Annotated in this window: 21 protein-coding genes; 20 read left to right on the forward strand and 1 reads right to left on the reverse strand. The window is 70.2% G+C overall.

What is annotated here, in order from left to right:
* The first annotated feature begins 282 nt into the window (after positions 1–282).
* From mraZ to ACIPJ2_RS08455, 19 genes are all read left to right on the forward strand, one after another.
* Entirely contained in the window at positions 283–714 is a 432-nt protein-coding gene (mraZ, locus tag ACIPJ2_RS08365; protein ID WP_402728976.1) for a division/cell wall cluster transcriptional repressor MraZ, read from the forward strand.
* A gap of 106 nt (positions 715–820) precedes the next feature.
* Positions 821–1,774 (forward strand): 16S rRNA (cytosine(1402)-N(4))-methyltransferase RsmH, encoded by a 954-nt coding sequence (rsmH, locus tag ACIPJ2_RS08370; protein ID WP_402728432.1) that lies wholly within the window; start codon positions 821–823, stop codon positions 1,772–1,774.
* Between the two features lies 1 nt (position 1,775).
* Positions 1,776–2,438: a hypothetical protein gene (locus ACIPJ2_RS08375; RefSeq protein ID WP_402728433.1), complete on the forward strand. Its 663-nt coding sequence runs from the start codon at positions 1,776–1,778 to the stop codon at positions 2,436–2,438.
* Between the two features lie 37 nt (positions 2,439–2,475).
* The gene (locus ACIPJ2_RS08380) at positions 2,476–4,245 is read left to right on the forward strand and encodes a penicillin-binding protein 2 (RefSeq protein WP_281264179.1); all 1,770 of its coding nucleotides are present in this window, start codon (positions 2,476–2,478) and stop codon (positions 4,243–4,245) included.
* Between the two features lie 35 nt (positions 4,246–4,280).
* A complete protein-coding gene (locus tag ACIPJ2_RS08385) occupies positions 4,281–5,903 on the forward strand; it encodes a Mur ligase family protein (RefSeq protein WP_281264180.1) in 1,623 nt (540 codons plus the stop codon).
* Complete coding sequence (gene murF, locus ACIPJ2_RS08390) at positions 5,900–7,363, forward strand: UDP-N-acetylmuramoyl-tripeptide--D-alanyl-D-alanine ligase (RefSeq protein WP_402728434.1); 1,464 nt, start codon at positions 5,900–5,902, stop codon at positions 7,361–7,363. Before ACIPJ2_RS08385 ends, murF begins: the two co-directional genes overlap by 4 nt.
* Positions 7,360–8,463 carry a phospho-N-acetylmuramoyl-pentapeptide-transferase gene (gene mraY, locus ACIPJ2_RS08395; RefSeq protein ID WP_281264182.1) on the forward strand — a complete coding sequence of 368 codons (1,104 nt, stop codon included), beginning with the start codon at positions 7,360–7,362 and terminating at the stop codon, positions 8,461–8,463. The genes murF and mraY overlap by 4 nt, the downstream gene beginning before the upstream one ends.
* Positions 8,456–9,979, forward strand: coding sequence for a UDP-N-acetylmuramoyl-L-alanine--D-glutamate ligase (murD, locus tag ACIPJ2_RS08400; RefSeq protein ID WP_402728435.1), 1,524 nt, complete (start codon positions 8,456–8,458; stop codon positions 9,977–9,979). Before mraY ends, murD begins: the two co-directional genes overlap by 8 nt.
* Positions 9,980–9,986: 7 nt before the next feature.
* The gene (gene ftsW, locus ACIPJ2_RS08405; RefSeq protein ID WP_402728436.1) at positions 9,987–11,207 is read left to right on the forward strand and encodes a putative lipid II flippase FtsW; all 1,221 of its coding nucleotides are present in this window, start codon (positions 9,987–9,989) and stop codon (positions 11,205–11,207) included.
* A complete protein-coding gene (locus ACIPJ2_RS08410) occupies positions 11,204–12,301 on the forward strand; it encodes a UDP-N-acetylglucosamine--N-acetylmuramyl-(pentapeptide) pyrophosphoryl-undecaprenol N-acetylglucosamine transferase (RefSeq protein WP_402728437.1) in 1,098 nt (365 codons plus the stop codon). Before ftsW ends, ACIPJ2_RS08410 begins: the two co-directional genes overlap by 4 nt.
* A complete protein-coding gene (gene murC / locus ACIPJ2_RS08415) occupies positions 12,298–13,701 on the forward strand; it encodes a UDP-N-acetylmuramate--L-alanine ligase (protein ID WP_402728438.1) in 1,404 nt (467 codons plus the stop codon). The genes ACIPJ2_RS08410 and murC overlap by 4 nt, the downstream gene beginning before the upstream one ends.
* Positions 13,698–14,894: an FtsQ-type POTRA domain-containing protein gene (locus ACIPJ2_RS08420; protein ID WP_402728439.1), complete on the forward strand. Its 1,197-nt coding sequence runs from the start codon at positions 13,698–13,700 to the stop codon at positions 14,892–14,894. The genes murC and ACIPJ2_RS08420 overlap by 4 nt, the downstream gene beginning before the upstream one ends.
* A gap of 215 nt (positions 14,895–15,109) precedes the next feature.
* Entirely contained in the window at positions 15,110–16,276 is a 1,167-nt protein-coding gene (gene ftsZ, locus ACIPJ2_RS08425) for a cell division protein FtsZ (protein ID WP_402728440.1), read from the forward strand.
* Between the two features lie 5 nt (positions 16,277–16,281).
* Positions 16,282–16,980: a YggS family pyridoxal phosphate-dependent enzyme gene (locus tag ACIPJ2_RS08430; protein ID WP_402728441.1), complete on the forward strand. Its 699-nt coding sequence runs from the start codon at positions 16,282–16,284 to the stop codon at positions 16,978–16,980.
* 45 nt (positions 16,981–17,025) lie between these two features.
* On the forward strand, positions 17,026–17,607 hold the full coding sequence (locus ACIPJ2_RS08435) for a cell division protein SepF (RefSeq protein ID WP_402728442.1): 582 nt from the start codon (positions 17,026–17,028) through the stop codon (positions 17,605–17,607).
* Positions 17,608–17,712: 105 nt separating this feature from the next.
* Positions 17,713–18,009, forward strand: a complete 297-nt coding sequence (locus ACIPJ2_RS08440) for a YggT family protein (RefSeq protein ID WP_402728443.1) — start codon at positions 17,713–17,715, stop codon at positions 18,007–18,009.
* Positions 18,010–18,204: 195 nt separating this feature from the next.
* Positions 18,205–18,894 (forward strand): DivIVA domain-containing protein, encoded by a 690-nt coding sequence (locus tag ACIPJ2_RS08445; protein ID WP_402728444.1) that lies wholly within the window; start codon positions 18,205–18,207, stop codon positions 18,892–18,894.
* 1 nt (position 18,895) lies between these two features.
* Entirely contained in the window at positions 18,896–19,555 is a 660-nt protein-coding gene (gene lspA, locus ACIPJ2_RS08450; protein ID WP_402728445.1) for a signal peptidase II, read from the forward strand.
* The gene (locus tag ACIPJ2_RS08455) at positions 19,552–20,481 is read left to right on the forward strand and encodes an RluA family pseudouridine synthase (RefSeq protein ID WP_402728446.1); all 930 of its coding nucleotides are present in this window, start codon (positions 19,552–19,554) and stop codon (positions 20,479–20,481) included. Before lspA ends, ACIPJ2_RS08455 begins: the two co-directional genes overlap by 4 nt.
* 157 nt (positions 20,482–20,638) lie before the next feature.
* On the opposite strand, the gene ACIPJ2_RS08460 is transcribed toward ACIPJ2_RS08455, so the two are convergent.
* The gene (locus tag ACIPJ2_RS08460; protein ID WP_402728447.1) at positions 20,639–22,063 is read right to left on the reverse strand and encodes an MDR family MFS transporter; all 1,425 of its coding nucleotides are present in this window, start codon (positions 22,061–22,063) and stop codon (positions 20,639–20,641) included.
* A gap of 61 nt (positions 22,064–22,124) precedes the next feature.
* Between ACIPJ2_RS08460 and ACIPJ2_RS08465 the strand changes: the two genes are divergently transcribed.
* The gene (locus ACIPJ2_RS08465) at positions 22,125–22,703 is read left to right on the forward strand and encodes a TetR/AcrR family transcriptional regulator (RefSeq protein WP_402728448.1); all 579 of its coding nucleotides are present in this window, start codon (positions 22,125–22,127) and stop codon (positions 22,701–22,703) included.
* Positions 22,704–22,811: the final 108 nt, after the last annotated feature.

The raw sequence follows: 22,811 nt of genomic DNA on the forward strand, positions 1-22,811 counted from the left end.
ACACGGGCCGGCCCCGTTTTTTCGTGCCCGGACGTGCTCGCGCGGCACCCACCACGCGCCGAGGGCTGCGAAAACCCTCCACTTTCCTCCCCACGTGACCCGAGGCGGGAGAACCGCGGAATTCCGGGCCTGCGCTGCCTGCCCCAGGCGGGTCGAGCCTCCCGTCTGCACCCCAAAAGGGGTGCCAGGGGTGTTTCGGGGAGCTGATTTCCACCGTGGTGGAGGGAAGTGGAGTACCGTGGGGCTCATCGACAACCGGTGGAGCTGAGGGGAGGCCCCGACGTGCTGCTCGGTACCCATGCCCCGAAGCTGGACGAGAAGGGTCGCGTGATCCTCCCCGCCAAGTTCCGGGACGAGCTGTCCGGGGGTGTCGTGATGACCCGTGGGCAGGAGCGCTGCGTGGTGGTCTTCAGTGCCAGGACGTTCGAGGAACTCCACGAACGCATCCGTCAGGCGCCGATGACGTCGAAGCGCACCAGGGACTACATGCGTCTGTTCCTCTCGGGGGCCAGCGCAGAACAGCCCGACAAGCAGAACCGCGTGACGATCCCGCAGAACCTCCGTGAGTACGCGGGGCTCGAGCGGGACCTCACGGTCATCGGCAGCGGTGACCGTGCCGAGATCTGGTCGACCACCGCGTGGGAGGCCTACTACGCCGAGGCCGAAGAGGCCTTCGCCGAGAACGACGAGGAGGTGATCCCGGGCATCTTCTGATCCGCGGATCGGGACTCCCAGCCGTCCGCCCTGATGCACCTTCCCCGGTGTCAGGTCGGTATGGATGGGGATCCGGACCCGCGGCCCACGAAGAGCAGGGCTGGACATGGCAGAAACCGAACGATTCCCACACACCCCCGTCATGCTCGAGCGCATCGTGGACCTCTTCACGCCGACGCTCGAGGGACCGGGCAAGGTCGTCGTCGACGCGACGCTCGGCATGGGCGGGCACTCCGAGGGGCTGCTCGAGCGGTTCCCGGAGCTGACGCTCATCGGCCTCGACCGGGACACCGACGCGCTCGGCATCGCGGGGGAGCGGCTCGCCCGCTTCGGCGACCGGGTGCGCCTCGTGCACACCGTCTACGACGAGATCGTCGACGCGATCCGCGGTGAGGGGTTCGACGAGGTGGACGGCGTACTGTTCGACCTCGGCGTCTCCTCGCTGCAGCTGGACCGTGCCGAGCGCGGCTTCGCCTACAGCCAGGACGCCCCGCTCGACATGCGGATGGACCGGACGCAGGGCATCACCGCGGCCGAGGTCCTCGCCGACTACGACGAGGGCGAACTCCGGCGGATCTTCCAGCGCTACGGCGAGGAGAAGCTCGCCGGCCGGTACGCCAAGGCCATCGTCGAGCGCCGTGCCGAGACGCCGTTCACGATGTCCGGCGACCTCGTGCAAGTCCTCCACGACGCCACGCCCGTTGCCATCCAGCGGCAGGGCCACCCGGCGAAGCGCGTGTTCCAGGCGCTCCGCATCGAGGTCAACACGGAGCTCAGCGTGCTGGAGCGGGCGATCCCGGCGGCACTCGACTCCATCGCGGTGGGTGGCCGCATCGTCGTCGAGTCGTACCAGTCGCTCGAGGACCGCATCGTCAAGCGGGCCCTCGTCAAGCGGACGACGTCGAGCGCGCCGGCCGACCTGCCGGTGGAGCTCCCCGAGCACGCCCCCACCTTCTCCCTGATCGTCAAGGGCGCGGAACTGGCCGACGAGGCCGAACGCGCCGCCAACCCCCGAGCAACACCCGTGCGACTCCGCGCGGCCGAGCGGATCCGGAAGTGACATGAGCACGAACCTCGCACTCGTCGACCCCGTCGTCGCCCCGTCGCGCGCACCGCGCCCGTCCCGCAACCGACCGGAGCTCGTCGAGGTCACCCCGACCAAGGCGCAGCGTCGGGCACGTCCGCGGATCGCCTACGCGATCGTGGCGGTCGCGGCGCTCGGCACCCTGCTCCTGGCGCAGCTCGGCATCAGCATGGTGCTCAGCCAGGGTGCCTACGAGCTCAACTCCCTGACCGCGGAGCAGACCCAGCTCAGCCGCACCCAGCAGTCGCTGTCCGAGGACCTCCGGGTGCTCGACTCGCCGCAGAACCTGGCGCGCAACGCCCAGGCCCTCGGGATGATCGAGAACTCGACGCCGGTGTACCTCGACCCGAAGACCGGCCGGGTGTACGGCACGCCCACCCCGGCGACCCCGGACGAGGCGACGGGCAACACCGCGAACCAGGTCCCGAACTCGCTGCTCGACGACGTCCCCATGGTCGCGAAGCAGGGTGACACGTCGACCAGCAAGGAGAGCGGCGCGGCGACCGGATCGACGGACAGCTCGGCGACGGCCAAGGACGACGCTGGGAACACGAGCGGCGCCAGCGCGTCGGACTCGGGTTCGTCCAAGTCGTCCGTAGAGTCCGACCCGAACCAGCTCCAGGCGCCGTCCACCAGGTGACCACGGGGTCAGTACTGCCCGGGAAGGACCGCACCGCGTGACGAAGACGATCCGCAACCGCCGACTCCGATACAGCGTCGTGATCGTCGCCGTGATCGCGCTCGTGGCGGTGTTCGTGATCCGCCTGGTCGACATCCAGGTGGTCCAGGCGGCCGAGCTCAACAAGGCCTCCAGCGCGAAGCGCAGCATCCCCGTGACGCTGTACGGCGCGCGTGGGTCGATCGTCGACCGCAACGGCACCGAGCTCGCCGACAGTGTCACGCGGTACAACATCACGACGGCCCCGCGCCTGGTGAAGGACTTCGAGGGCAAGCTCGGCGGGACCCGCACGAAGGACATCACCGTCGACGACGCCCTCGCCGCGATCGCGGAGGCATCCGGCGGCGACGCGGCCGCCATGAAGAAGGCCATCGAGGCGAACCCGAAGTCGGACTTCGCCTACCTGGTCAAGGGCCTCGACGTGAAGCACTACGAGGCGGTCCAGGCCCTCGACGTGCCATGGCTCTACCCGCAGCAGCAGTCGGCCCGGACGTACCCGACCGGTGCGACGACGGGCAACATCACCGGGTTCATGGGCACCGACGGCGCCCAGGCCGGTCTGGAGTACGCGTACAACAAGTGCCTCGCCGGCACGAACGGCTCCGAGACGTACGAGCGCGGTGAGGACGGTGTGCAGCTCCCGGGCAGCACGGTCACCACGAAGGAGGCGAAGGACGGCGGCACGCTCGAGACCACGATCGACAGCGACCTGCAGTACATGGCGGCGCAGGACATCGCCGACGCCGCCCAGCAGCTCGGCGCGGTGTCCGCGACCGCCACGGTGGTGAAGGCGAAGACCGGCGAGGTGCTCGCGGTCGCCGACTACCCGACGGTCGACCCGAACAACGTCGACGGCACCACCGACAAAGGCGCGTTCGGGTCCAGGGCGCTCACCGACACGTACGAACCCGGGTCGACGATCAAGGCGGCCATCGCGGCCGCGCTGATCGACCAGGGCAAGGCCACGCCGACGACCGGTGTCACCGTGCCGTACTCCCGCACGTTCCCCTGGGGCGGCACGATCCACGACTCCGAGTTCCACGAGACCGAGAACCTGACGCTCACGGGCATCCTCCGTGACTCGTCGAACGTCGGCATCACCGAGCTCGGCTCCCGCTTGACCGAGCAGCAGCGCTACGACGTCATGAAGAAGTTCGGCCTGTTCCAGCCGGAGTCCGCGATCGACTACCCGGGTCAGCCGGGGATGCAGTACGGCGCGAGCCCGAACTGGGACCAGCAGACGGACATCAACTCGATGTTCGGGCAGGGCATCTCGACGACGGCCATGCAGGTCGCGAGCATCTACCAGACCATCGCCAACGACGGCGTCCGCATCCCCCTGCACTTCGTCAAGGGCTGCACGACGGCGGACGGCACCACGATCGACGCGCCCGACGTGCAGAGCGAGCGCGTCGTGTCCGCGAGCGCCGCGACGCAGGTCACCGACATGCTCCAGAGCGTGGTCACCGGTGGCACGCTCGTGGGCATGAAGCCGATCTCCGGCTACAACATCGCCGCGAAGACGGGGACCGCCGAGGTCGCGGAGGGCTCGAAGGGCTACGGCTCGGAGCGCATCACCTCGGTGGCCGGAATGGCACCCGCCGAGGACCCCCAGTATGTTGTCACGGTGACGTTCACGAAGCCGCAGGCCAACAAGTGGTCCAGCGGAGCGGCTCCGGCGTTCCGCACACTCATGTCCCAGGTGCTCGAGAAGTACCGTGTCGCCCCCTCCACGACAGAGGCGAAGACGTACCCGTCGACGTGGTAGACCCACCCGTCCACGTGGAGAGGAAGAAGGAGCACTTGTCCGCACGGATCCCCCCGGTCCTCCGACCCGAACACCCGACCCCGAGGGCCGTGGCCGAGCTGGCCAACGCCTTCGGCCTGCGGGTCGTCGGCTCGCTCGACGCGGTCGAGACGACCGGCGTCACGCTGAGCGCTGCCGAGGTGCAGCCGGGTGACCTGTTCGTCGGCGTGCACGGTGCGAACCGGCACGGCGCGGAGTTCGCGACCCAGGCCGCCGAGCGCGGTGCCGTCGCGGTCCTGACCGACGCCGACGGCGTGGCACTGGCCGAGCCGTCCGGGCTGCCGGTCCTGGTCGTCGACGACCCCCGAGCGGCGCTCGGCGACGTCTCGGCGTGGGTCTACCGCACGCACCCGGACGAGGCGACCGACCTGCCGCAGCTCTTCGCGGTCACTGGCACGAACGGCAAGACCAGCACGTCGTACATCCTCGAGGGGATCCTCAAGCAGCTCGGCCTGGTCTCGGGCCTCAGCTCCACCGCGGAGCGCCACATCGGCTCGCTCAGCGTCACGAGCCGGCTCACGACCCCCGAGGCGAGTGAGATGCACGCACTCCTCGCCCGCATGCGCGAGAGCGAGGTCCGCGCCGTCGCCGTCGAGGTGAGCGCGCAGGCCCTCAGTCGACACCGTGTCGACGGCATCGTCTTCGACGTCGTGGCGTTCACGAACCTCAGCCACGACCACCTCGACGACTACGCCGACATGGAGGAGTACTACCAGGCGAAGCTGCCGCTGTTCCAGCCGGAGCACGGTCGTCGCGGCGTCGTCTCGCTCGACACCGACTGGGGTCAGCGCGTCGTCCAGGACTCCCGCATCCCGGTCACGACCATCACCGTGCACCCAGAGGTCGAGGCCGAGTGGCACGTCGACATCGTCGACGCGCACGCCGCGTACACGGAGTTCCGTCTGACCGGCCCCGAGGGTCGCGAACTCACCACCCGGGTGCCGCTCATCGGCTGGCACATGGCCGCGAACGCCGCGCTGGCGATCGTGATGCTCGTCGAGGGCGGCTTCGAGCTGGGTGCGATCGCGCACGCGCTCGAGAGCAACCACCGGCACTACGAGGACGGCGCGGACCAGACGGTCAGCGCCATCGAGTGCTACCTGCCCGGCCGTACCGAGCGGGTCTCCGGCGACCGCGGGCCGAGCGTCTACGTGGACTTCGGGCACAGCCCCGACGCGTTCCTCAACACCCTCGCCGCCGTGCGCCAGTTCACCCCGGGCAAGGTCGTCATGCTGTTCGGCGCCGACGGCGATCGCGACACGACGAAGCGCGGCGACATGGCCAGGGTCGCGGCCGAGGGCTCCGACATCCTCGTCGTGACCGACCACCACCCCCGCTTCGAGGACGCCGCGTCCATCAGGAAGACCCTGGTCGACGCCGCCCGCGAAGCGTTCCCGGACCACGAGATCCACGAGGTCAGCCCGCCGGAAGCGGCGATCCGCACCGCGGTGGGGCTCGTCGGCGAAGGGGACTCGATCCTGTGGGCCGGCCCCGGCCACCAGGACTACCGCGACATCCAGGGCGTCAGGACCCCGTACTCCGCCCGCGACGAGGCCCGTGCGGCCCTCCGTGAGGCCGGCTGGGAGCCGAACGCCGGCCCGGTGGAGGAAACGCGATGATCGCCCTCTCCCTCGCCGAGATCGCCGCCGCGGTCGACGGCGAGCTCGTTCGCGGTGCCGCCGACACGGTCGTGGACGGCTCCGTCGAGACCGACTCCCGCCTGGTCACTGCCGGCAGCGTCTTCTTCGCCCTGCTCGGCGAGGAGACCGACGGACACCGGTTCGTGCCGTCGGCCGCCGAGTCCGGCGCAGCCCTCGTGATCACCGAGCACGAGGCCGAGCTGCCGGACGGCACCGCGACCGCCCAGATCGTCGTCGCGGACGGGTACGCCGCCCTCGCCGCACTGGCACACGAGGTGGTCGCCCGCGTCCGCGCCGGTGGCGGCCTCGAGGTCGTCGGGATCACCGGCTCGAACGGCAAGACGAGCACGAAGAACATGCTGCGGACCATCCTGCAGCAGCACGGCGAGACCGTCGCGCCCGAGGGCTCGTTCAACAACCACGTCGGCGCACCGATCTCGATGCTCCGCATCACGCACGACACCCGGTACCTGGTCGTCGAGATGGGTGCGAGCGGCATCGGCCACATCGCCAAGCTCGTCCGCATCGCCGAACCCGACGTCGGTGTCGTCCTCAAGGTCGGCCTCGCCCACGCGGGGGAGTTCGGCGGCATCGAGGCGACGCAGCGCGCGAAGTCCGAGATGGTCACCGACCTGCCGGCCAGCGCGACCGCACTCCTCAACGTCGACGACGACCGCGTCGCCGCCATGCGCGGCCTCACGGCCGCCCGCGTCGTCGGCTTCGGCACGTCGGACGATGCCGACTACCGCCTGTCCGGTGTGTCCACGGACCGCGACGGCACGCGCTTCACGCTCACCGCGCCTCCCGTCCGGTCGGAAACCGACCAGCAGCAGCCGGGAGGCTCGGCGCAGGTCCCCGAGACCGTCGACGTCCGCCTCGCCATCCTGGGCGAGCACCACGCGATGAACGCGACGGCCGCGCTGGCCGTCGCGCACCGCTGGGGCGTCCCGCTGGCCGACGGTGCCGCCGCGCTCGCGTCGATGACGCGCGCCGAGCGCTGGCGCATGGAGCTGCTCCAGGGTGGCCCAGACGGCGTCACCGTGATCAACGACGCGTACAACGCGTCACCGGACTCGACCGCCGCCGCGCTCCGCACCCTCGCACAGGTCGTGCGACCGGGGGAGCGCACCATCGCCGTGCTCGGCGAGATGGCCGAGCTCGGCGAGTACTCCGTCGAGGAGCACGACCGCATCGGTCGGCTCGTCGTGCGTCTCGGCATCGGACAGCTCGTGGTCGTCGGCCGCGGCGCGATGCCCATCCACCAGGCCGCCACCCTCGAGGGATCGTGGGACGGCGAGTCCGTGTTCATCGAGGACGTCGACGACGCCGTCCACACCCTGCAGGAGATGGTCCGCCCAGGCGACGTCGTCCTCGTCAAGTCCTCGAAGTCGGCCGGGCTGCGATTCCTCGGCGACCGTCTCGGAGGTGTCTCCGTATGATCGCCCTCTTGATCGCCGGCGCCGTGTCGCTGGTGTTCACACTGCTGCTCACGCCCCTGTTCATCAAGCTGTTCCACCGCCTCGGCTGGGGACAGTTCATCCGCGACGACGGGCCGCAGTCGCACCACACCAAGCGCGGTACCGCGACGATGGGCGGCATCGTCCTGATCCTCGGCACGGTGATCGGGTACTTCGTCGGTCACCTGGTCGGGCGTGACTCGATCACGCTGTCCGGTGTGCTCGTGCTGTTCCTGATGGTCGGCCTCGGACTCGTCGGCTTCGTCGACGACTTCCTCAAGGTCCGGCGCCAGCGCAGCCTCGGTCTCGGCGGGTGGGCGAAGATCCTCGGGCAGGTCATCGTCGGTGTCATCTTCGCCACGATCGCCCTCGTCGTCCCGAGCGCGAACGGCAAGCCGCCTGCATCCACGATGGTGTCCGCGATCCGTGACATCCCGTGGCTCGACTTCATGGCGCTCGGCACGGTCATCGGCACGATCCTGTTCCTGGCGTGGATCGTCTTCCTGACGGTCGCGACGTCGAACGGGGTGAACGTGGCCGACGGCCTGGACGGGCTCGCGACCGGATCGAGCATCCTCGCGATCGGGTCCTACGTCATCATCTCGTTCTGGCAGTCCAACCAGATGTGCGGCGGTGCCCGACTCGACGCGAACACGGAGCACGCCTGCTACACGGTGGCGAACCCGCTCGACCTCGCGGTCGTGGCGGCCGCGGTCTGCGGTGGCCTGATCGGGTTCCTCTGGTACAACACGTCCCCCGCGCAGATCTTCCTCGGCGACACGGGCTCGCTCGGCCTCGGTGGCGCGCTGGCCGGTCTCGCGATCCTCAGCCGCACCGAGCTCCTGCTCATCCTGATCGGTGGCCTGTTCTTCATCGTCACCGGCTCGGTCATCCTGCAGCGGGCGTACTTCAAGATCACCGGCGGCAAGCGCATCTTCCGGATGAGTCCGCTGCACCACCACTTCGAGCTCAAGGGCTGGGCGGAGGTGACGGTCGTCGTACGGTTCTGGATCATCGCCGGACTCTGCGTCGCGGCCGGCATCGGGCTCTTCTACCTGGAATGGATCGCGCGCGTTGGCTGACCGTCTGGATGGTCTCGACAGCTGGTACTCGGAGGGCTGGAAGGGCCTCGACGTCGCCGTGCTCGGCCTCGGCGCGACCGGGTTCTCGGTCGCGGACACGCTCGTCGAGCTCGGCAGCACCGTCACGGTGTACTCCACCGACGCGCCGTCCGACAGCGTCGAACTCCTCGCGGTGATCGGCGCCCGCTTCGTGCAGACCCCGCTGGACTCGGTGCCCGCCGCGCTGCAGGACCAGGCGCCGGACCTCGTCGTGGTGTCGCCCGGCCTGCCGCCGCACAACCCGACCGTGCAGTGGGCAGTGGGGCACAGCAGCGTCTGGGGCGACATCGAGCTCGCCTGGCGCGTGCGCGACAAGGTCGTCCGCGGCCCGGTCGCCGCTCCGTGGGTGACGATCACCGGGACCAACGGCAAGACCACCACGACCCAGCTCACCACCGCGATGTACGAGGCCGAGGGACTGCGGGCAGTCGCCTGCGGCAACATCGGTGTTCCCGTGCTCGACGTCGTGCGCGACCCGGACGGCTTCGACGTCCTCGTGGTCGAGCTCTCCAGCCACCAGCTGCACTACATGGCCGACTCCGGCGACGGTGCGGTGCTGCCGCTCGCGTCGGCGTGCCTGAACATCGCCGACGACCACCTCGAGTGGCACGGGTCCGCCGCGGCCTACCGCGCCGCGAAGGCGAAGGTCTACGAGCGGACCGTCCTGGCGTGCGTCTACAACGTCACCGACGAGGTCACCCGCGCCATGGTCGAGGACGCCGACGTCGTGGAGGGCTGCCGTGCCGTGGGCTTCACGCCGGGCATCCCCGCCCCCGGCGAGGTCGGGGTCGTCGAGGACGTGCTCTGCGACCGGGCCTTCACCGAGGACCGGCAGAAGAGCGCGCTCGAGCTGGCCACGCACGCCGACCTCGAGCAGGCCGGTCTCGCGAGCCCGCACATGACGATGAACGTCCTCGCCGCCGCCGCCCTGGCGCGTGCGGGTTCCGTCCGCCCGAGCTCGATCCAGACCGCCGTGCAGGCCTTCCGCGCCGACCACCACCGGACCGAGCTCGTGGCCACGGCCGACGGCATCGCCTGGGTCGACGACTCGAAGGCCACGAACCCGCACGCCGCGACCGCGTCGCTGTCGTCGTTCGAGTCCGTGGTCTGGGTCGTCGGTGGCCTGTTCAAGGGCGTCGACATCGACGGGCTGGTCGAGCGCTTCGGCCCCACCGCCCGCGGCGTCGTCGTGATCGGGTCCGACCGCGGCCCCGTGCTCGAGGCATTCGCGCGACACGCGCCGTCGGTGCCCGTCCTGCAGGTCGAAGCATCGGACACTGATCAGGTCATGCCCGAGGCGGTCCGGCATGCCGCCTCGGTCGCGAGACCGGGCGACACGGTCCTCCTCGCCCCGGCTGCAGCGTCGTTCGACCAGTTCGGCTCCTACGCGGACCGAGGCGAGCGCTTCGCGGCGGCGGTCCACGAGCACCTGGGAGGAAACGCCGATGGCGACGACGGATCTTCCGAACGGCCGTAGCGGCCGCGTGACCACGTCCACCCAGAACGCCGCTCGTCGCACGAACGGCGCGGTCGTCGCCGTCAAGAACGTCTTCGTCGCCGAGTCCAGCTCGTTCTACACGATCCTCGGCGTGACCCTGTTCCTCGTCGTCTTCGGCGTCGTGATGGTGCTGTCGTCCTCGAGCGTCGAGCAGTACAAGGAGACGCACGACTTCTTCGGCGCCTTCACCCGACAGGGCATGTACGCCGTGATCGGTGTCCCGCTCATGCTCATCGCCAGCAGGCTCCCCGTGGCGTTCTGGCGGAAGTGGGCGATGTGGATCGTCGGCGTCGGCCTCGTCGTGCAGGCGCTCGTCGTGCTGACGCCCCTCGGCTACTCGATCCAGGGCAACCGGAACTGGATCCGCCTGGGGTCGTTCACGGCGCAGCCCTCCGAGATCCTCAAGCTCGCGCTGGTGCTCGGCATCGGCGCGATCATGTACGTCAAGCGCGACAAGCTCGACGACTGGAAAGAGGTCTTCGTCCCGGTCGGGATCGCGAGCCTGCTGTCGATCGGCCTGGTGCTCGTCGGCGGTGACCAGGGCACGGCGATGATCATGATGATCCTGGTCTTCGGGTCGCTGTTCGTCGGGGGAGCGCGGCTCCGGCACCTGCTCGTCGGGGTCATCGGCCTCGCGGTGCTGCTGCCGTTCGTCACCATGGCGTCGAGTTCCCGGTCGTCCCGCATCAGCGCGTGGCTCTCCGGCTGCACCGACACCAGCCAGTACCAGGACCTCTGCTGGCAGCCGGTCCACGGCATGTGGGCGTTGGCGTCCGGTGGTGTGTTCGGCGTCGGGCTCGGCAACTCCAAGGCGAAGTGGTCGTGGCTCCCGGAGGCCGACAACGACTACATCTTCGCGATCATCGGCGAGGAGCTCGGCCTCATCGGCGCCGTCGTGGTGCTCGCGCTCTTCGTGGTGCTCGCGATCGGGATGATCAAGGTCATCCGGCTCTCGAACGACCCCTTCGTGCGCACCGTGACGGGTGGTGTGCTGGCCTGGGTGATCGGGCAGGCGCTCGTGAACATCGGCGTCGTCCTCGGGCTGCTGCCCGTGCTCGGCGTGCCGTTGCCGCTCATCTCCGCCGGTGGATCCGCGCTCATCATGACCCTCGTCGCGATCGGCGTCGTGCTGTCCTTCGCCCGCGAACTCCCCGGGAAGCACGACCTGCCCCGGACGACCGACCTTCGGAACGGATCACTCCGGTGAGCACCTACCTCTTCGCCGGCGGCGGCACCGCCGGACACGTCAACCCCCTGCTCGCGGTCGCGGACCGGCTGACGGAGCGTTCCCCCGAGGACTCCGTCATCGTGCTCGGCACCGCGGAGGGACTCGAGTCGCGACTCGTCCCGATGCGTGGGTACGAGCTGCTGACCATCCCGCGGCTGCCGTTCCCGCGGAAGCCGAACGCCGCGGCGCTGCGGTTCCCGAAGGCGTTCTGGGCGGCGGTCAAGCGCACCGAGCAGATCATCCGCGAGCGACAGGTGGACGTGGTCCTCGGCGTCGGCGGCTACGCGTCCGCACCGGCGTACATCGCCGCGAAGCGCACCGGCACGCCGATCGTCGTGCACGAGCAGAACGCCAAGCCCGGGCTGGCGAACCGGCTCGCCGCGTTCCTCACCAGGTACGTCGGCGTGACGTTCTCGAACACCCGCCTCCGGAACTCCCGTGTCGTCGGCATGCCGCTGCGCCGCGAGATCGAGTCGCTCGACCGGCGGGCGAGCCGCGCGGAGGGCCTGGCCGAGTTCGGCCTCGACCCCGCACGACCGGTGCTCCTGGTCACCGGCGGGTCGTCCGGTGCCCGGAGCATCAACCGCACGATCAACCGCTCCGCAGCGACGATCGTCGGCGCCGGGTGGCAGGTGTTGCACGTCGTCGGCGGCAAGTCCGACATCGGTCCGAGCGACCTCGACGGCTACACGGTCCTGCCGTACTGCGACCGGATGGACCTGGCGTACGCGGCGTCCGACTTCGTGGTCTCCCGCTCCGGCGCCGGCATGGTCTGCGAGCTCACGGCCGTCGGGCTGCCGAGCGTCCTGGTGCCGTACCCTGTCGGCAACGGCGAGCAGCGGCACAACGCCCGCGACGTCGTCGGCGCCGGGGGAGCGGTGCTCGTCGCCGACGAGGAATTCGACCAGGACTGGGTGACGTTCCAGCTCCTGGGCATCCTGCAGGACCGCTCCCGCATCGCGAACATGGCGGTGCAGGCCGGCAGCGTCGGCCACCGCGACGGTGCGGACCGGATGACCGACCTCGCCCTCGACGCGGCGCGTTCGAGCGGCAGCACCACGGAGGAACCATGACCATCAAGCCGGACCTGACCCAGCCGATCCCGGACGACCTCGGCACGGTCCACTTCGTCGGTATCGGCGGCTCCGGCATGAGCGGCATCGCCCGGATGTTCCTGGCAGCAGGGCACACCGTGACGGGCAGCGACTCCCGCGAGACCGCGACGACCGGCCGGATGCGCGAGCTCGGCGCCGACGTCCACATCGGGCACGACGCAGCGAACGTCGGCGACGCCGACACCATCGTCGTGACGAGTGCGCTCTGGCCGGACAACCCCGAACTCCTCGAGGCCCAGCGCCGCGGTCTGCCGGTACTGCACCGTTCCCAGGCCCTCGCGGCGCTGATCGCCGAGCACCGGTTGGTCGCGGTCGCCGGGGCACACGGCAAGACCACCTCGACGGGCATGATCGTCACCGCGATGGTCGAGCTCGGTCTGGACCCCAGCTTCGTCAACGGCGGCGTCATCCAGTCCCTCGGCACCAGCTCTGCCCCCGGCTCGAGCGACCTGTTCGTGGTCGAGGCCGACGAGTCCGACGGCTCCTTCCTGCTCTACGACGTCGCCGTCGCGCTCATCACGAACGTCGACGCCGACCACCTCGACCACTACGGCAGCGAGGACGCCTTCATCGACGCCTTCGTCGAGTTCGCGGCCAAGGCGAGCGAGACCGTGGTCGTGTCGAGCGACGACGCCGGTGCGAAGCGCGTGACAGCGGGTGTCCGCTCCCGACCGGACGCCCCGGCGATCACCACGTTCGGCGAGGCCACCGACGCCGACGTCCGCATCGAGCGCATCGTCGAGTCCGCCGGCGTCGAGGTCGACTTCCGGGCGGCGGGCGAGTCCCACCACCTGACCCTCCGCGTCCCCGGTCGGCACAACGCGATCAACGCGGTCGGCGCCTTCGCGGTGCTCACCGGCCTCGGCGTCGCCCCGGCAGACGCGATCCGCGGCATCGAAGCCTTCGGTGGCACCGAGCGTCGCTTCGAGCTGCACGGCGTCGAGCGCGGCGTCTCGGTCTACGACGACTACGCCCACCACCCGACCGAGGTCGCTGCGGCGCTCAAGGCGGCGAGGAACGTCGTCGGCGACGGCCGCATCATCGCGATCCACCAGCCGCACCTGTACTCGCGCACCCAGCTGATGGCCGGGGACTTCGCGAAGGTCTACGAGGAGCTCGCGGACCACACCGTCGTCCTCGACGTCTACGGCGCGCGGGAGGACCCGGTCCCCGGTGTCACCGGTGCACTCGTCCAGGAGCGCTTCGCCGACCAGTCCCGCGTCGAGTTCCTGCCCGACTGGGCAGAGGCTTCCGCACGCGCGGCAGCGGTCGCGCGTGACGGCGACATCATCATGACGCTCAGCTGTGGCGACGTGTACCGCATCATCCCGCAGGTGCTCGAGGCGCTGTCGCGGTGAAGCGACCAGAGGGCTTCGACGAGGGTCCGGCACAGCCGGAGGCCCCGGTCGAGCACGACCGCGCACCGCGCGAGCGACGGGCACCGCGACTCCCGCGGCTGCCCGTCCGCCGCGGTGCCGGTGACGGCCAGGAGGCCCGGCCCGACCTCGTCACGCCGGCTCCGGAGCCGAAGCGGCCGGCTCCGGCGACCACCGGGCTCCGCGCATCGCACCCCGCTGCGGACGTCGCGCCCCCGCGCGACGGGGCGCGACGTCCGCAGGAGGGTGCGACGCCGGACGGCGGCGCGCTCGACGCCAGCGAGCACGGCGAACGCGAGCACGTCGCAACCGTCACGGACGTGGTCGACGCGACCACTGCCTCCCGTCCGGAGCGCGCCGAGGAGACGCCCATCGGCGCCCGCGTCCGCGCCGCGGAGACCGCGCGCGAAGCGCGCGTCGCCCGCAAGCGCCGGAAGCTGCTCGAACGGGCCGAGGTCCGTCGGTTCACCCGCCGCTCCCGCCACCGTCGCGTCGCGTGGGCCACGGCCGGGGGTGTCGTCGTCGTCCTCGGCGTCTCCATCCTCGTCGCCGTGTACTCGCCGCTGATGGCGCTCCGGACGATCGAGATCAAGGGAACCAGCCGTGTCGACGACGCGGCGCTCCGCCAGGCACTGTCCGAGCAGATCGGCACGCCGCTCGCCCGCCTCGACTTCGGTGCGATCAAGAAGGACATCGCGGGCTTCCCGCTCATCGAGAGCTACGTCACCGAGGAGGAGCCGCCGAACACGCTCGTCGTCACCGTGACGGAGCGCTCCCCGGTCGTCGCCGTGAAGACGGGCGACTCGTTCTCGCTCGTCGACCCCGCCGGCATCGTCGTGCAGTCCTCGCCGACGCAGCCGGACACGATGCCCCTGGCGGACATCGGCTCCGCGAAGCTGGGCTCGAGCGTGTTCCGCACCATGACCGAGGTCGTCCTCGCGCTGCCGTCGACGGTCCGCGCGCAGGTGTCCGGCGTCTCGGCCACCACGGCGGACGACGTCACGCTGACCATGAAGGACGGCTCCCGGGTCGTGTGGGGGAGCCCGGACGAGTCCGACGCGAAGGCCGCACTGCTCGACGCCCTCGTGAAGGACCACGCCTCCCGTGACCCGAACACCGCGGTCGAGTACGACGTCTCAGCACCGGACAACGGCATCATCCGGTCGCAGTCATGACGACGTCTCAGCCCGAAGACACCGAGGGCAACGGCATCATCCGCGCCCAGTCGTAGGCTGGCCGGGGAATTGCGGGACCGCATCTCCCGACACGCGGCGTGGCGGCACGACAGCGCAGCGAGCGCACCCGTAGCGTCGTTGCAAGCACCACACCTAGCAGCAAAGACCCTGAACTTCAAGTAGAGGTTGAGGGTTCAACCGGAGGCCGGACTGACGTGACCACGAACCACAACTACCTCGCCGTCATCAAGGTCGTCGGTGTCGGCGGCGGCGGCGTCAACGCCGTCAACCGCATGATCGAGCTGGGCCTCCGTGGGGTCGAGTTCATCGCGATCAACACCGACGCCCAAGCCCTGCTGCTCAGCGACGCCGACGTCAAGCTCGACGTCGGTCGCGAGATCACCCGTGGCCTCGGCGCCGGCGCGGACCCCGAGGTCGGCCGTCGTGCCGCCGAGGACCACGCCGAGGAGATCGAAGAGGCCCTCGCTGGTGCCGACATGGTCTTCGTGACCGCCGGCGAGGGCGGTGGCACCGGCACCGGTGGCGCACCCGTCGTCGCTCGGATCGCGAAGTCGATCGGTGCACTCACCATCGGCGTCGTCACGAAGCCGTTCAGCTTCGAGGGCAAGCGCCGGCAGTCGCAGGCCGAGAACGGCGTCGCCGGGCTCAAGGACGAGGTCGACACGCTCATCGTCGTGCCGAACGACCGCCTGCTCGAGATCTCCGATCGCGGCATCTCCATGGTCGAGGCGTTCGCGACCGCCGACCAGGTGCTCCTCGCCGGTGTCCAGGGCATCACCGACCTGATCACGACCCCCGGGCTGATCAACCTCGACTTCGCCGACGTGAAGAGCGTCATGCAGGGTGCCGGTTCGGCGCTCATGGGCATCGGGTCCTCGCGGGGAGCCGACCGTGCCATCAAGGCCGCCGAGCTCGCCGTCGCGTCCCCGCTGCTCGAGGCCTCGATCGACGGTGCGCACGGCGTGCTGCTCTCGATCCAGGGTGGCTCGAACCTCGGCATCTTCGAGATCAACGACGCCGCTCGTCTCGTGCAGGAAGCCGTGCACCCCGAGGCGAACATCATCTTCGGTGCCGTCATCGACGACACGCTCGGCGACGAGGTGCGCGTCACGGTCATCGCGGCTGGCTTCGACGGCGGCGAGCCGACGCAGCAGCTCAAGGAGCGTCGCTCGAGCTGGGTCGACCCCGAGGGTGGCTCGACCGTGCCCGTCGCCACCGGCGCGAGCGGTGCCATCGAGGACTCGACCACCTCGTCGCCGTCCTGGGCGTCGCAGGAGCACGAGCCGCCGGCGCAGCGCGCTGCCGACCCCGCCTTCGACGGTGACGACGACGAGCTCGACGTCCCCGACTTCCTGAAGTAACGCCCTTGTCGGACGCTCCTCCGAGCCTCCAGGACCGGCTGGCCCGTGTCCGCGACGGCATCGCCGACGCGGCGCGGGCCGCTGGCCGTGACCCCGGCGAGCTCACGCTCGTCGTCGTGACCAAGTACCACCCGGCGTCGCTCGTCCGCGAGCTCGCGGCACTCGGCGTCACCGACGTGGGGGAGAACCGCCACCAGGAGGCGCAGGCCAAGGCGGCGGAGCTGGCCGACCTCGACCTGACGTGGCACTTCGTCGGGCAACTCCAGTCCAAGAAGGCGCGTCAGGTCCGCCGGTACGCGCACGTGGTGCAGTCGCTCGACCGCGGTTCGGTCGTCGACGCGTTCGCGCCGAACGAGTCCGAGCCCGAGCCGCCGGTGATCGACGGCTTCGTGCAGGTCAACCTCACGGATGATCCCGGTCGCGGCGGGGTGGCGCCCGACGACGTCGAGGCGATGGTGGAGCGCATCGTGGGCACGGGCACGATCGCCCTGCGCGGCGTGATGGCCGTCGCGCCGCTCGACGAGGAGCCCCGTCCGGCCTTCGCCCGGCTGCGGTCGATCTCCGAGCGCGTGCAACGGCTCGTGCCGACCGCGACGGACATCTCGGCCGGCATGAGCGGCGACTTCCCCGACGCCGTGCTCGAGGGCGCGACACACCTACGGATCGGCACGGCAATCACCGGAAACCGTCCCGTCTCGCCCTAGCCTCGTCGCAGGGCATCCACGAGCACGAACACCACTGGAGGAACCATGGCCGGTCCGTTGAAGAAGACGATGGTGTACCTCGGCCTCGCCGACGAGGAACTCGAGTACGAGGACGAGCAGCAGCAGGCGTCGCCGGCCCAGGCGCGCGCCCAGCAGCAGCAGTCGGCACCTCCCGCGGTGCAGCACGAGGCAGCACCGGCAGCGGCCCCCGCCGCCGCACCGGCAGCCACGGCGACCGCCCCTGCTCCGGCCGAGCCGAAGCACACCCACCAGCGCGGCGCCCAGGTCACCCCGCTCCGCCGCTCGCACACGACCGCACAGAAGGCGACCCCGGTCCAGGAAATGAACGAGATCCTCACCGTCCACCCGCGCGAGTACAAGGACGCCCAGTCCATCGCCGAGAGCTTCCGCGACGGGATCCCCGTCATCATCAACCTCTCGCAGATGACCGAGGCCGACGCCCGCCGCATGATCGACTTCGCGAGCGGTCTGTCCCTCGGCCTCTACGGCAAGATCGAGCGCGTCACCAACAAGGTGTTCCTGCTCTCCCCGGCCCACGTCGCAGTGAGTGGTGAGGCACCAGAGGTAGAGTCCGACATCGAGGCGTCCTTCTTCGCCCAGTCCTGAGTCGTCGCGTCGCTCGGTCCCCGTGACCGTGTGGCGCCGCCCAGGCCCACCCGCCCCGTACGCGGTGCCCCCGGCACCACGTACCCGAGACGAGCGAGCCGCACCGTGTCCGTGATCTTCACGATCCTGTACTTCCTCCTCCTGCTGTACTTCTTCGTGCTCTGGGGGCGGTTCGCGCTCGACATGGTGCAGGCGTTCAACCGGTCGTGGCGTCCCCGCGGCGGGATGCTCGTCGTCGCCGAGTTCGTCTACACGTTCACGGACCCGCCGATCCGGACCGTGCGCCGTGCCCTCCCGCCGCTGCGGATGGGTGCCGTCGCACTCGACTTCGGCTGGTCCATCGTGATGCTCGTCACGATCATCCTGATGAGCATCGTGCGGGTCATCTCGATCACGGTCTGACCCGCAGCACCCGGTCCACGTCGTCCGCGACGCGCCACGCCCAGGTCATGATCACGGATCGGGCCCTGCGTCGGTGTACGGTGGTCGGGATCGATGCCCGCTCCGGTGGGCATCCGCACCGGGAGTCTCGCCTGGTACATTCGCAGCGAGACGTTTCGGTTCCACACGTTCAGCAGTTCTATTGAGGTGACGGCAATGGCTTTGACGCCGGAAGACGTAGTCAACAAGCGGTTCCAGCCGACCAAGTTCCGCGAGGGCTACGACCAGGACGAGGTCGACGACTTCCTCGACGAGGTCGTGGTCGAGCTGCGTCGCCTGACCCAGGAGAACGACGAGCTCCGTCAGCGCCTGCAGGCCGCCGAGTCCGCGCCGAAGTCGGCCGAGACCGAGCAGCCCGCCCCCGCTGCAGAGCCCGAGCCGGAGCCGGCCCCCGTCGCCGCCGCTCCCGAGCCCGCACCGGTGGCCGCTGCTGCAGCCCCGGCCGCCACGGTCAGCGCGGACGAGGACACCGAGGGCACCACGAACCTCCTGACGCTCGCGCGTCGTCTCCACGAGGAGCACGTCCGCGAGGGCGTCGAGAAGCGCGACGCGCTCATCGCCGAGGGCCAGGCCCAGGCCGCGCGCCTCGTCTCCGATGCAGAGGCCAAGCAGCGCCAGATCATCGCCGACACCGAGAACACCAACCGTCAGCGTGTCGCGGTGCTCGAGCAGGAGCGCACGCAGCTCGAGGGCAAGATCGACGAGCTCCGCACGTTCGAGCGCGACTACCGCGCCCAGCTGAAGAGCTACATCCAGAGCCAGCTCAGCGAACTCGACTCCTCGTCGGGCACCGAGCAGTCTGGTCTCACCCCCGCGCCGGCATCGGCGCAGGGCTTCGGCAACTGATTTGTCCCAGCAAGACCAACGAGCGAAGGTCAGTGTCCGCGCGATCGCGGCACTGGCCTTCGCCGCTGTCGTGGTGGTGGCGCTCGACCAGGGAGCGAAGGCCCTCGTCGTCGCGAACCTCCCGTACGGTCAGGTCGTAACCGTGCTCGGGAACGCCCTGCAGTTCCTCTACGTCAGGAACCCCGGTGCCGCGTTCTCGTTCGCGGTGAACATGACCTGGGTGTTCTCGATCGTCTCGGCGGCCGTCGTGGTCGCGATCATCGTCTTCGCCCGGCGCATCCACTCGATGTGGTGGGCGATCGTGCTCGGCATGCTGCTCGGCGGGGCGCTCGGGAACCTGAGCGACCGGCTCTTCCGTGAGCCGGGGTTCGGGCAGGGTCACGTCGTCGACTTCATCTCGACGCCGTGGATGATGCCGGCGATCTACAACATCGCGGACTCGTTCATCTGCATCAGCATGGTGGTCTTCGTGCTGCTGGTCGTCTTCGGGGTGAACCTCGACGGCACCAGGACGGTCGCGTCCAAGAAGGGCGGACAGGAGGCTCGTGGCGACGCCGCCACGGACGCTGCGGTTCACGAGTCGGGAACCGTCGCCGACGTCGCGGACACCAGCCGTGCCTCCCGTCCCTCGTCCGACTCGCTGGGGCACGACGCGACGTGACCGAGTCGCGTTCCCTGCCCGTTCCGGACGGGCTCGCGGGTGAGCGTGTCGACGCCGCCATCGCGAAGCTCCTCGGCTTCAGCCGGTCCTTCGCCGCCGACGTCGTGGCGGCCGGCGGCGTGCGCGTCGACGGTGCCGTCGTCGACAAGTCCGACCGGCTCCACGCGGACTCGTGGCTCGAGGTCGAATGGACCCCGAAGGAAGCGCCACGGATCGTCCCCGCGGTCGTGCCCGGCATGACGATCGTCCACGACGACGAGGACATCGTCGTCGTCGACAAGCCCGTCGGCGTCGCCGCGCACCCGTCACCAGGGTGGGACGGCCCGACGGTTCCCGGTGGCCTCGCCGCCGCCGGGTTCACCATCGCCACGTCCGGCGCCGCCGAGCGTGCTGGGATCGTGCACCGGCTCGACGTCGGCACCTCGGGGCTGATGGTCGTCGCGAAGACGGAACTCGCGTACACGCACCTCAAGCGCGCGTTCAAGGAGCGCACGGTCGAGAAGGTCTACCACGCACTCGCGCAGGGGCACCCGGACCCGACCTCCGGCACGGTCGACGCGCCCATCGGACGGCACCCCTCCAGCGACTGGAAGTTCGCGGTCACCTCCGACGGCAAGCCGAGCGTGACGCACTACGAGACGCTCGAGGCGTTCCGGTCGGCGACCCTGCTCGAGGTGCACCTCGAGACTGGGCGCACGCACCAGATCCGCGTGCACATGGCCGCGACCAGGCACCCGCTGGTCGGCGACACGATGTACGGCGCGGACCCGGTGCTCGCCGAGTCGCTCGGGCTGACGCGGCAGTGGCTGGATGCCGTCCGGCTCGGGTTCGCGCACCCGCGGACCGGCGACTGGGTCGAGTTCCAGGCGGAATACCCGGAAGACCTGGCGCTCGCGCTCGAGAGGATCCGCAGCGCGTCGGTCTGATCGCGCTGACACGCCCGCCGGTCTGATCGCGCTGGCACGCCCGCCGGTCGTCGCGCGCGGACCATCGAGTGCGCAGTCGTGGCGGCCCGCCACTCGGTCGGGCCGCCACTGCTGCTCACTCGACGGTGCTCACTCGACGGTGCTCACTCGGTGGTGCTCACTCGACAGTGCTGGTCGCCGGCTGCCGGGCGGACGCGGACGTGGACACCGGTGTCTCGCCACCGGCTGGCTGACGGCCGGGCAGCAGCAGCGCGAGCACCGTCGCGAAGCCGGTGATGCCGATCGCCCACCAGAACGCCTGCTGGAAGGCTGCAGCCGCGTCGCCCCCGGCGGCGGCGCCCGCGAGCACGACGGCGAGCACGGCGGTCCCGAACGCGCCGCCGAGCTGCTGGGCGAGCCGGGTGATGGTGCTGGCGTGCGGCATCTCCGGTCGGTCGAGCCCGACGAAGCCGACGGCCATGATCGGGATCATCACGGCACCGAGGCCGAGCCCGCGGACGACGAGGACGAGTGCGATCCACCACTCGTTCGTCGAGCCGTCCGCGAAGGCGAAGGGGATCGTCGCCGCGAGGACCACGGCGAACCCGACGACCGCGACCAGCCGTGCGCCGATCCGGTCGGTGAGCCGTCCGGCGAGCGATCGACTGAGCAGTGAACCGACGCCCTGCGGGATGAGCAGCAGCCCGGCACCGAGCGCGTCCGTGCCGCGCAGCTCCTGGAACGACAGTGGCAGCAGGAGCATCCCGCCGTACAGCGCCGCGCCCATCAGGAACATCAGCGTGGCCGCGGCGGCGAGCGGGCGGTGTCGGAGCAGGGCGAGGTCCACCAGGGCGGCACCCCGGCGGCCTGTGGCCCAGAGGACGAACGCGGCGAGGAGGACCACGCCGGCGCCGAGCGGTGCCCACACGTCGAACCGGGCGAAGCCGTCCGACCGGCTCGCGTTGCTCAAGCCGTAGAGGACGCCGACGACGGCGGGGGAGAGCAGCACGAGGCCCACGGCGTCCAGCCGCGCCGTGCCGACGGGTCCGTCCGCCGGCATGAACCGCCACGCGAGGACGAGTCCGGCGACCGCGAACGGCACGTTCACCCAGAACAGCCACGGCCAGCTGCCGGCACCGAGGATGAGTCCGCCGATGACCGGGCCGAGGATCGGCCCGAGCGCGGTGGGCAGCGATGCGACCGACATGAGTTTGCCGACGTTCCGTCCACCGGCCGCCTGCATCAGGAGCGTGGTCAGCAGCGGCATCATCGCGCCGGCGCCGACGCCCTGGACGACACGGAACACGATGAGGCTCGGCGCATCCCACGCGAGCGAGCACAGGATGCTGCCGACGAGGAAGACCACGAGCGACGCCATCCAGAGGCGCCGCCCGCCCACGCGGTTCTGCAGCCACCCGACGAGGGGAACCGTGACGCCCATCGCGAGGAGGTAGCCGGTGCTGACCCACTGGATGGTGTCGACGCTGGTGTGCAGGTCGCGGCTGAGGGTGTGCAGCGCCACGCTCACGATCGTCGAGTCGAACAACGGTGCCATCGCACCGACGACCAGCGCGATGGCCAGTCTGCTGAGGTTCTTGTCCATTTGTAGATACGCTCCCGTTTCTTGTTGGCGCCAAGCTACTGCGACGCGTTAAGATACGCAAGTGGATCTTGCAAGGACACGACGCCGCGGTGCCGAGCTCGAGTCGGCGCTGCTCGACGCCGCCTGGCAGGAGCTCGAACAGGTGGGCTACGCTGGGCTGACCTACGAGGGGGTCGCCGCGCGCGCCGAGACCTCGAAGCCCGTGCTCTACCGCAGGTGGCCGACGAAGGTGGACCTCGTGCTCGCGGCGCTGCAGCACGCCGGGCTGTTCGAGCGTCGTCCCGTCGTGGACACCGGGTCGCTCCGTGGGGACATCCTCGCGACGCTGCGGGACTTCAACGCCGCGCGGTCCGACTTCATCACCGTGATCAGCCTGTACATGTCGAACATCAACGCCGACACCGGACTGTCGCCGGCCGATCTCCGGTCCCGGTTGCTCGGGGGCCGGTCGACCATCGGCAGGGTGTTCCTCGAGCGCGCGGCGGACCGTGGCGAGATCCCGGCCAGGGACTGGCCGGAGGGACTGGTGTCGCTGCCGTCCGACCTGATGCGGCACGACCTCGTGATGACGCTGAAGCGGGTGCCCGACGCGCGGATCCTCGAGATCGTCGACGACATCTGGTTGCCGCTCATCCGCTGATGTCCGGGCCGCAAGCGGCGCCGTCCGGGCCGGGATCGGTGCCGTCGGGGCCGCGGTTGTCGCCCGTCGCGGTTAGGCTGTTCCCACCCCGCAGCAGCGTCACCAACC

The sequence above is a fragment of the Curtobacterium sp. NPDC090217 genome, from assembly GCF_044746705.1.
Lineage (GTDB): Bacteria > Actinomycetota > Actinomycetes > Actinomycetales > Microbacteriaceae > Curtobacterium.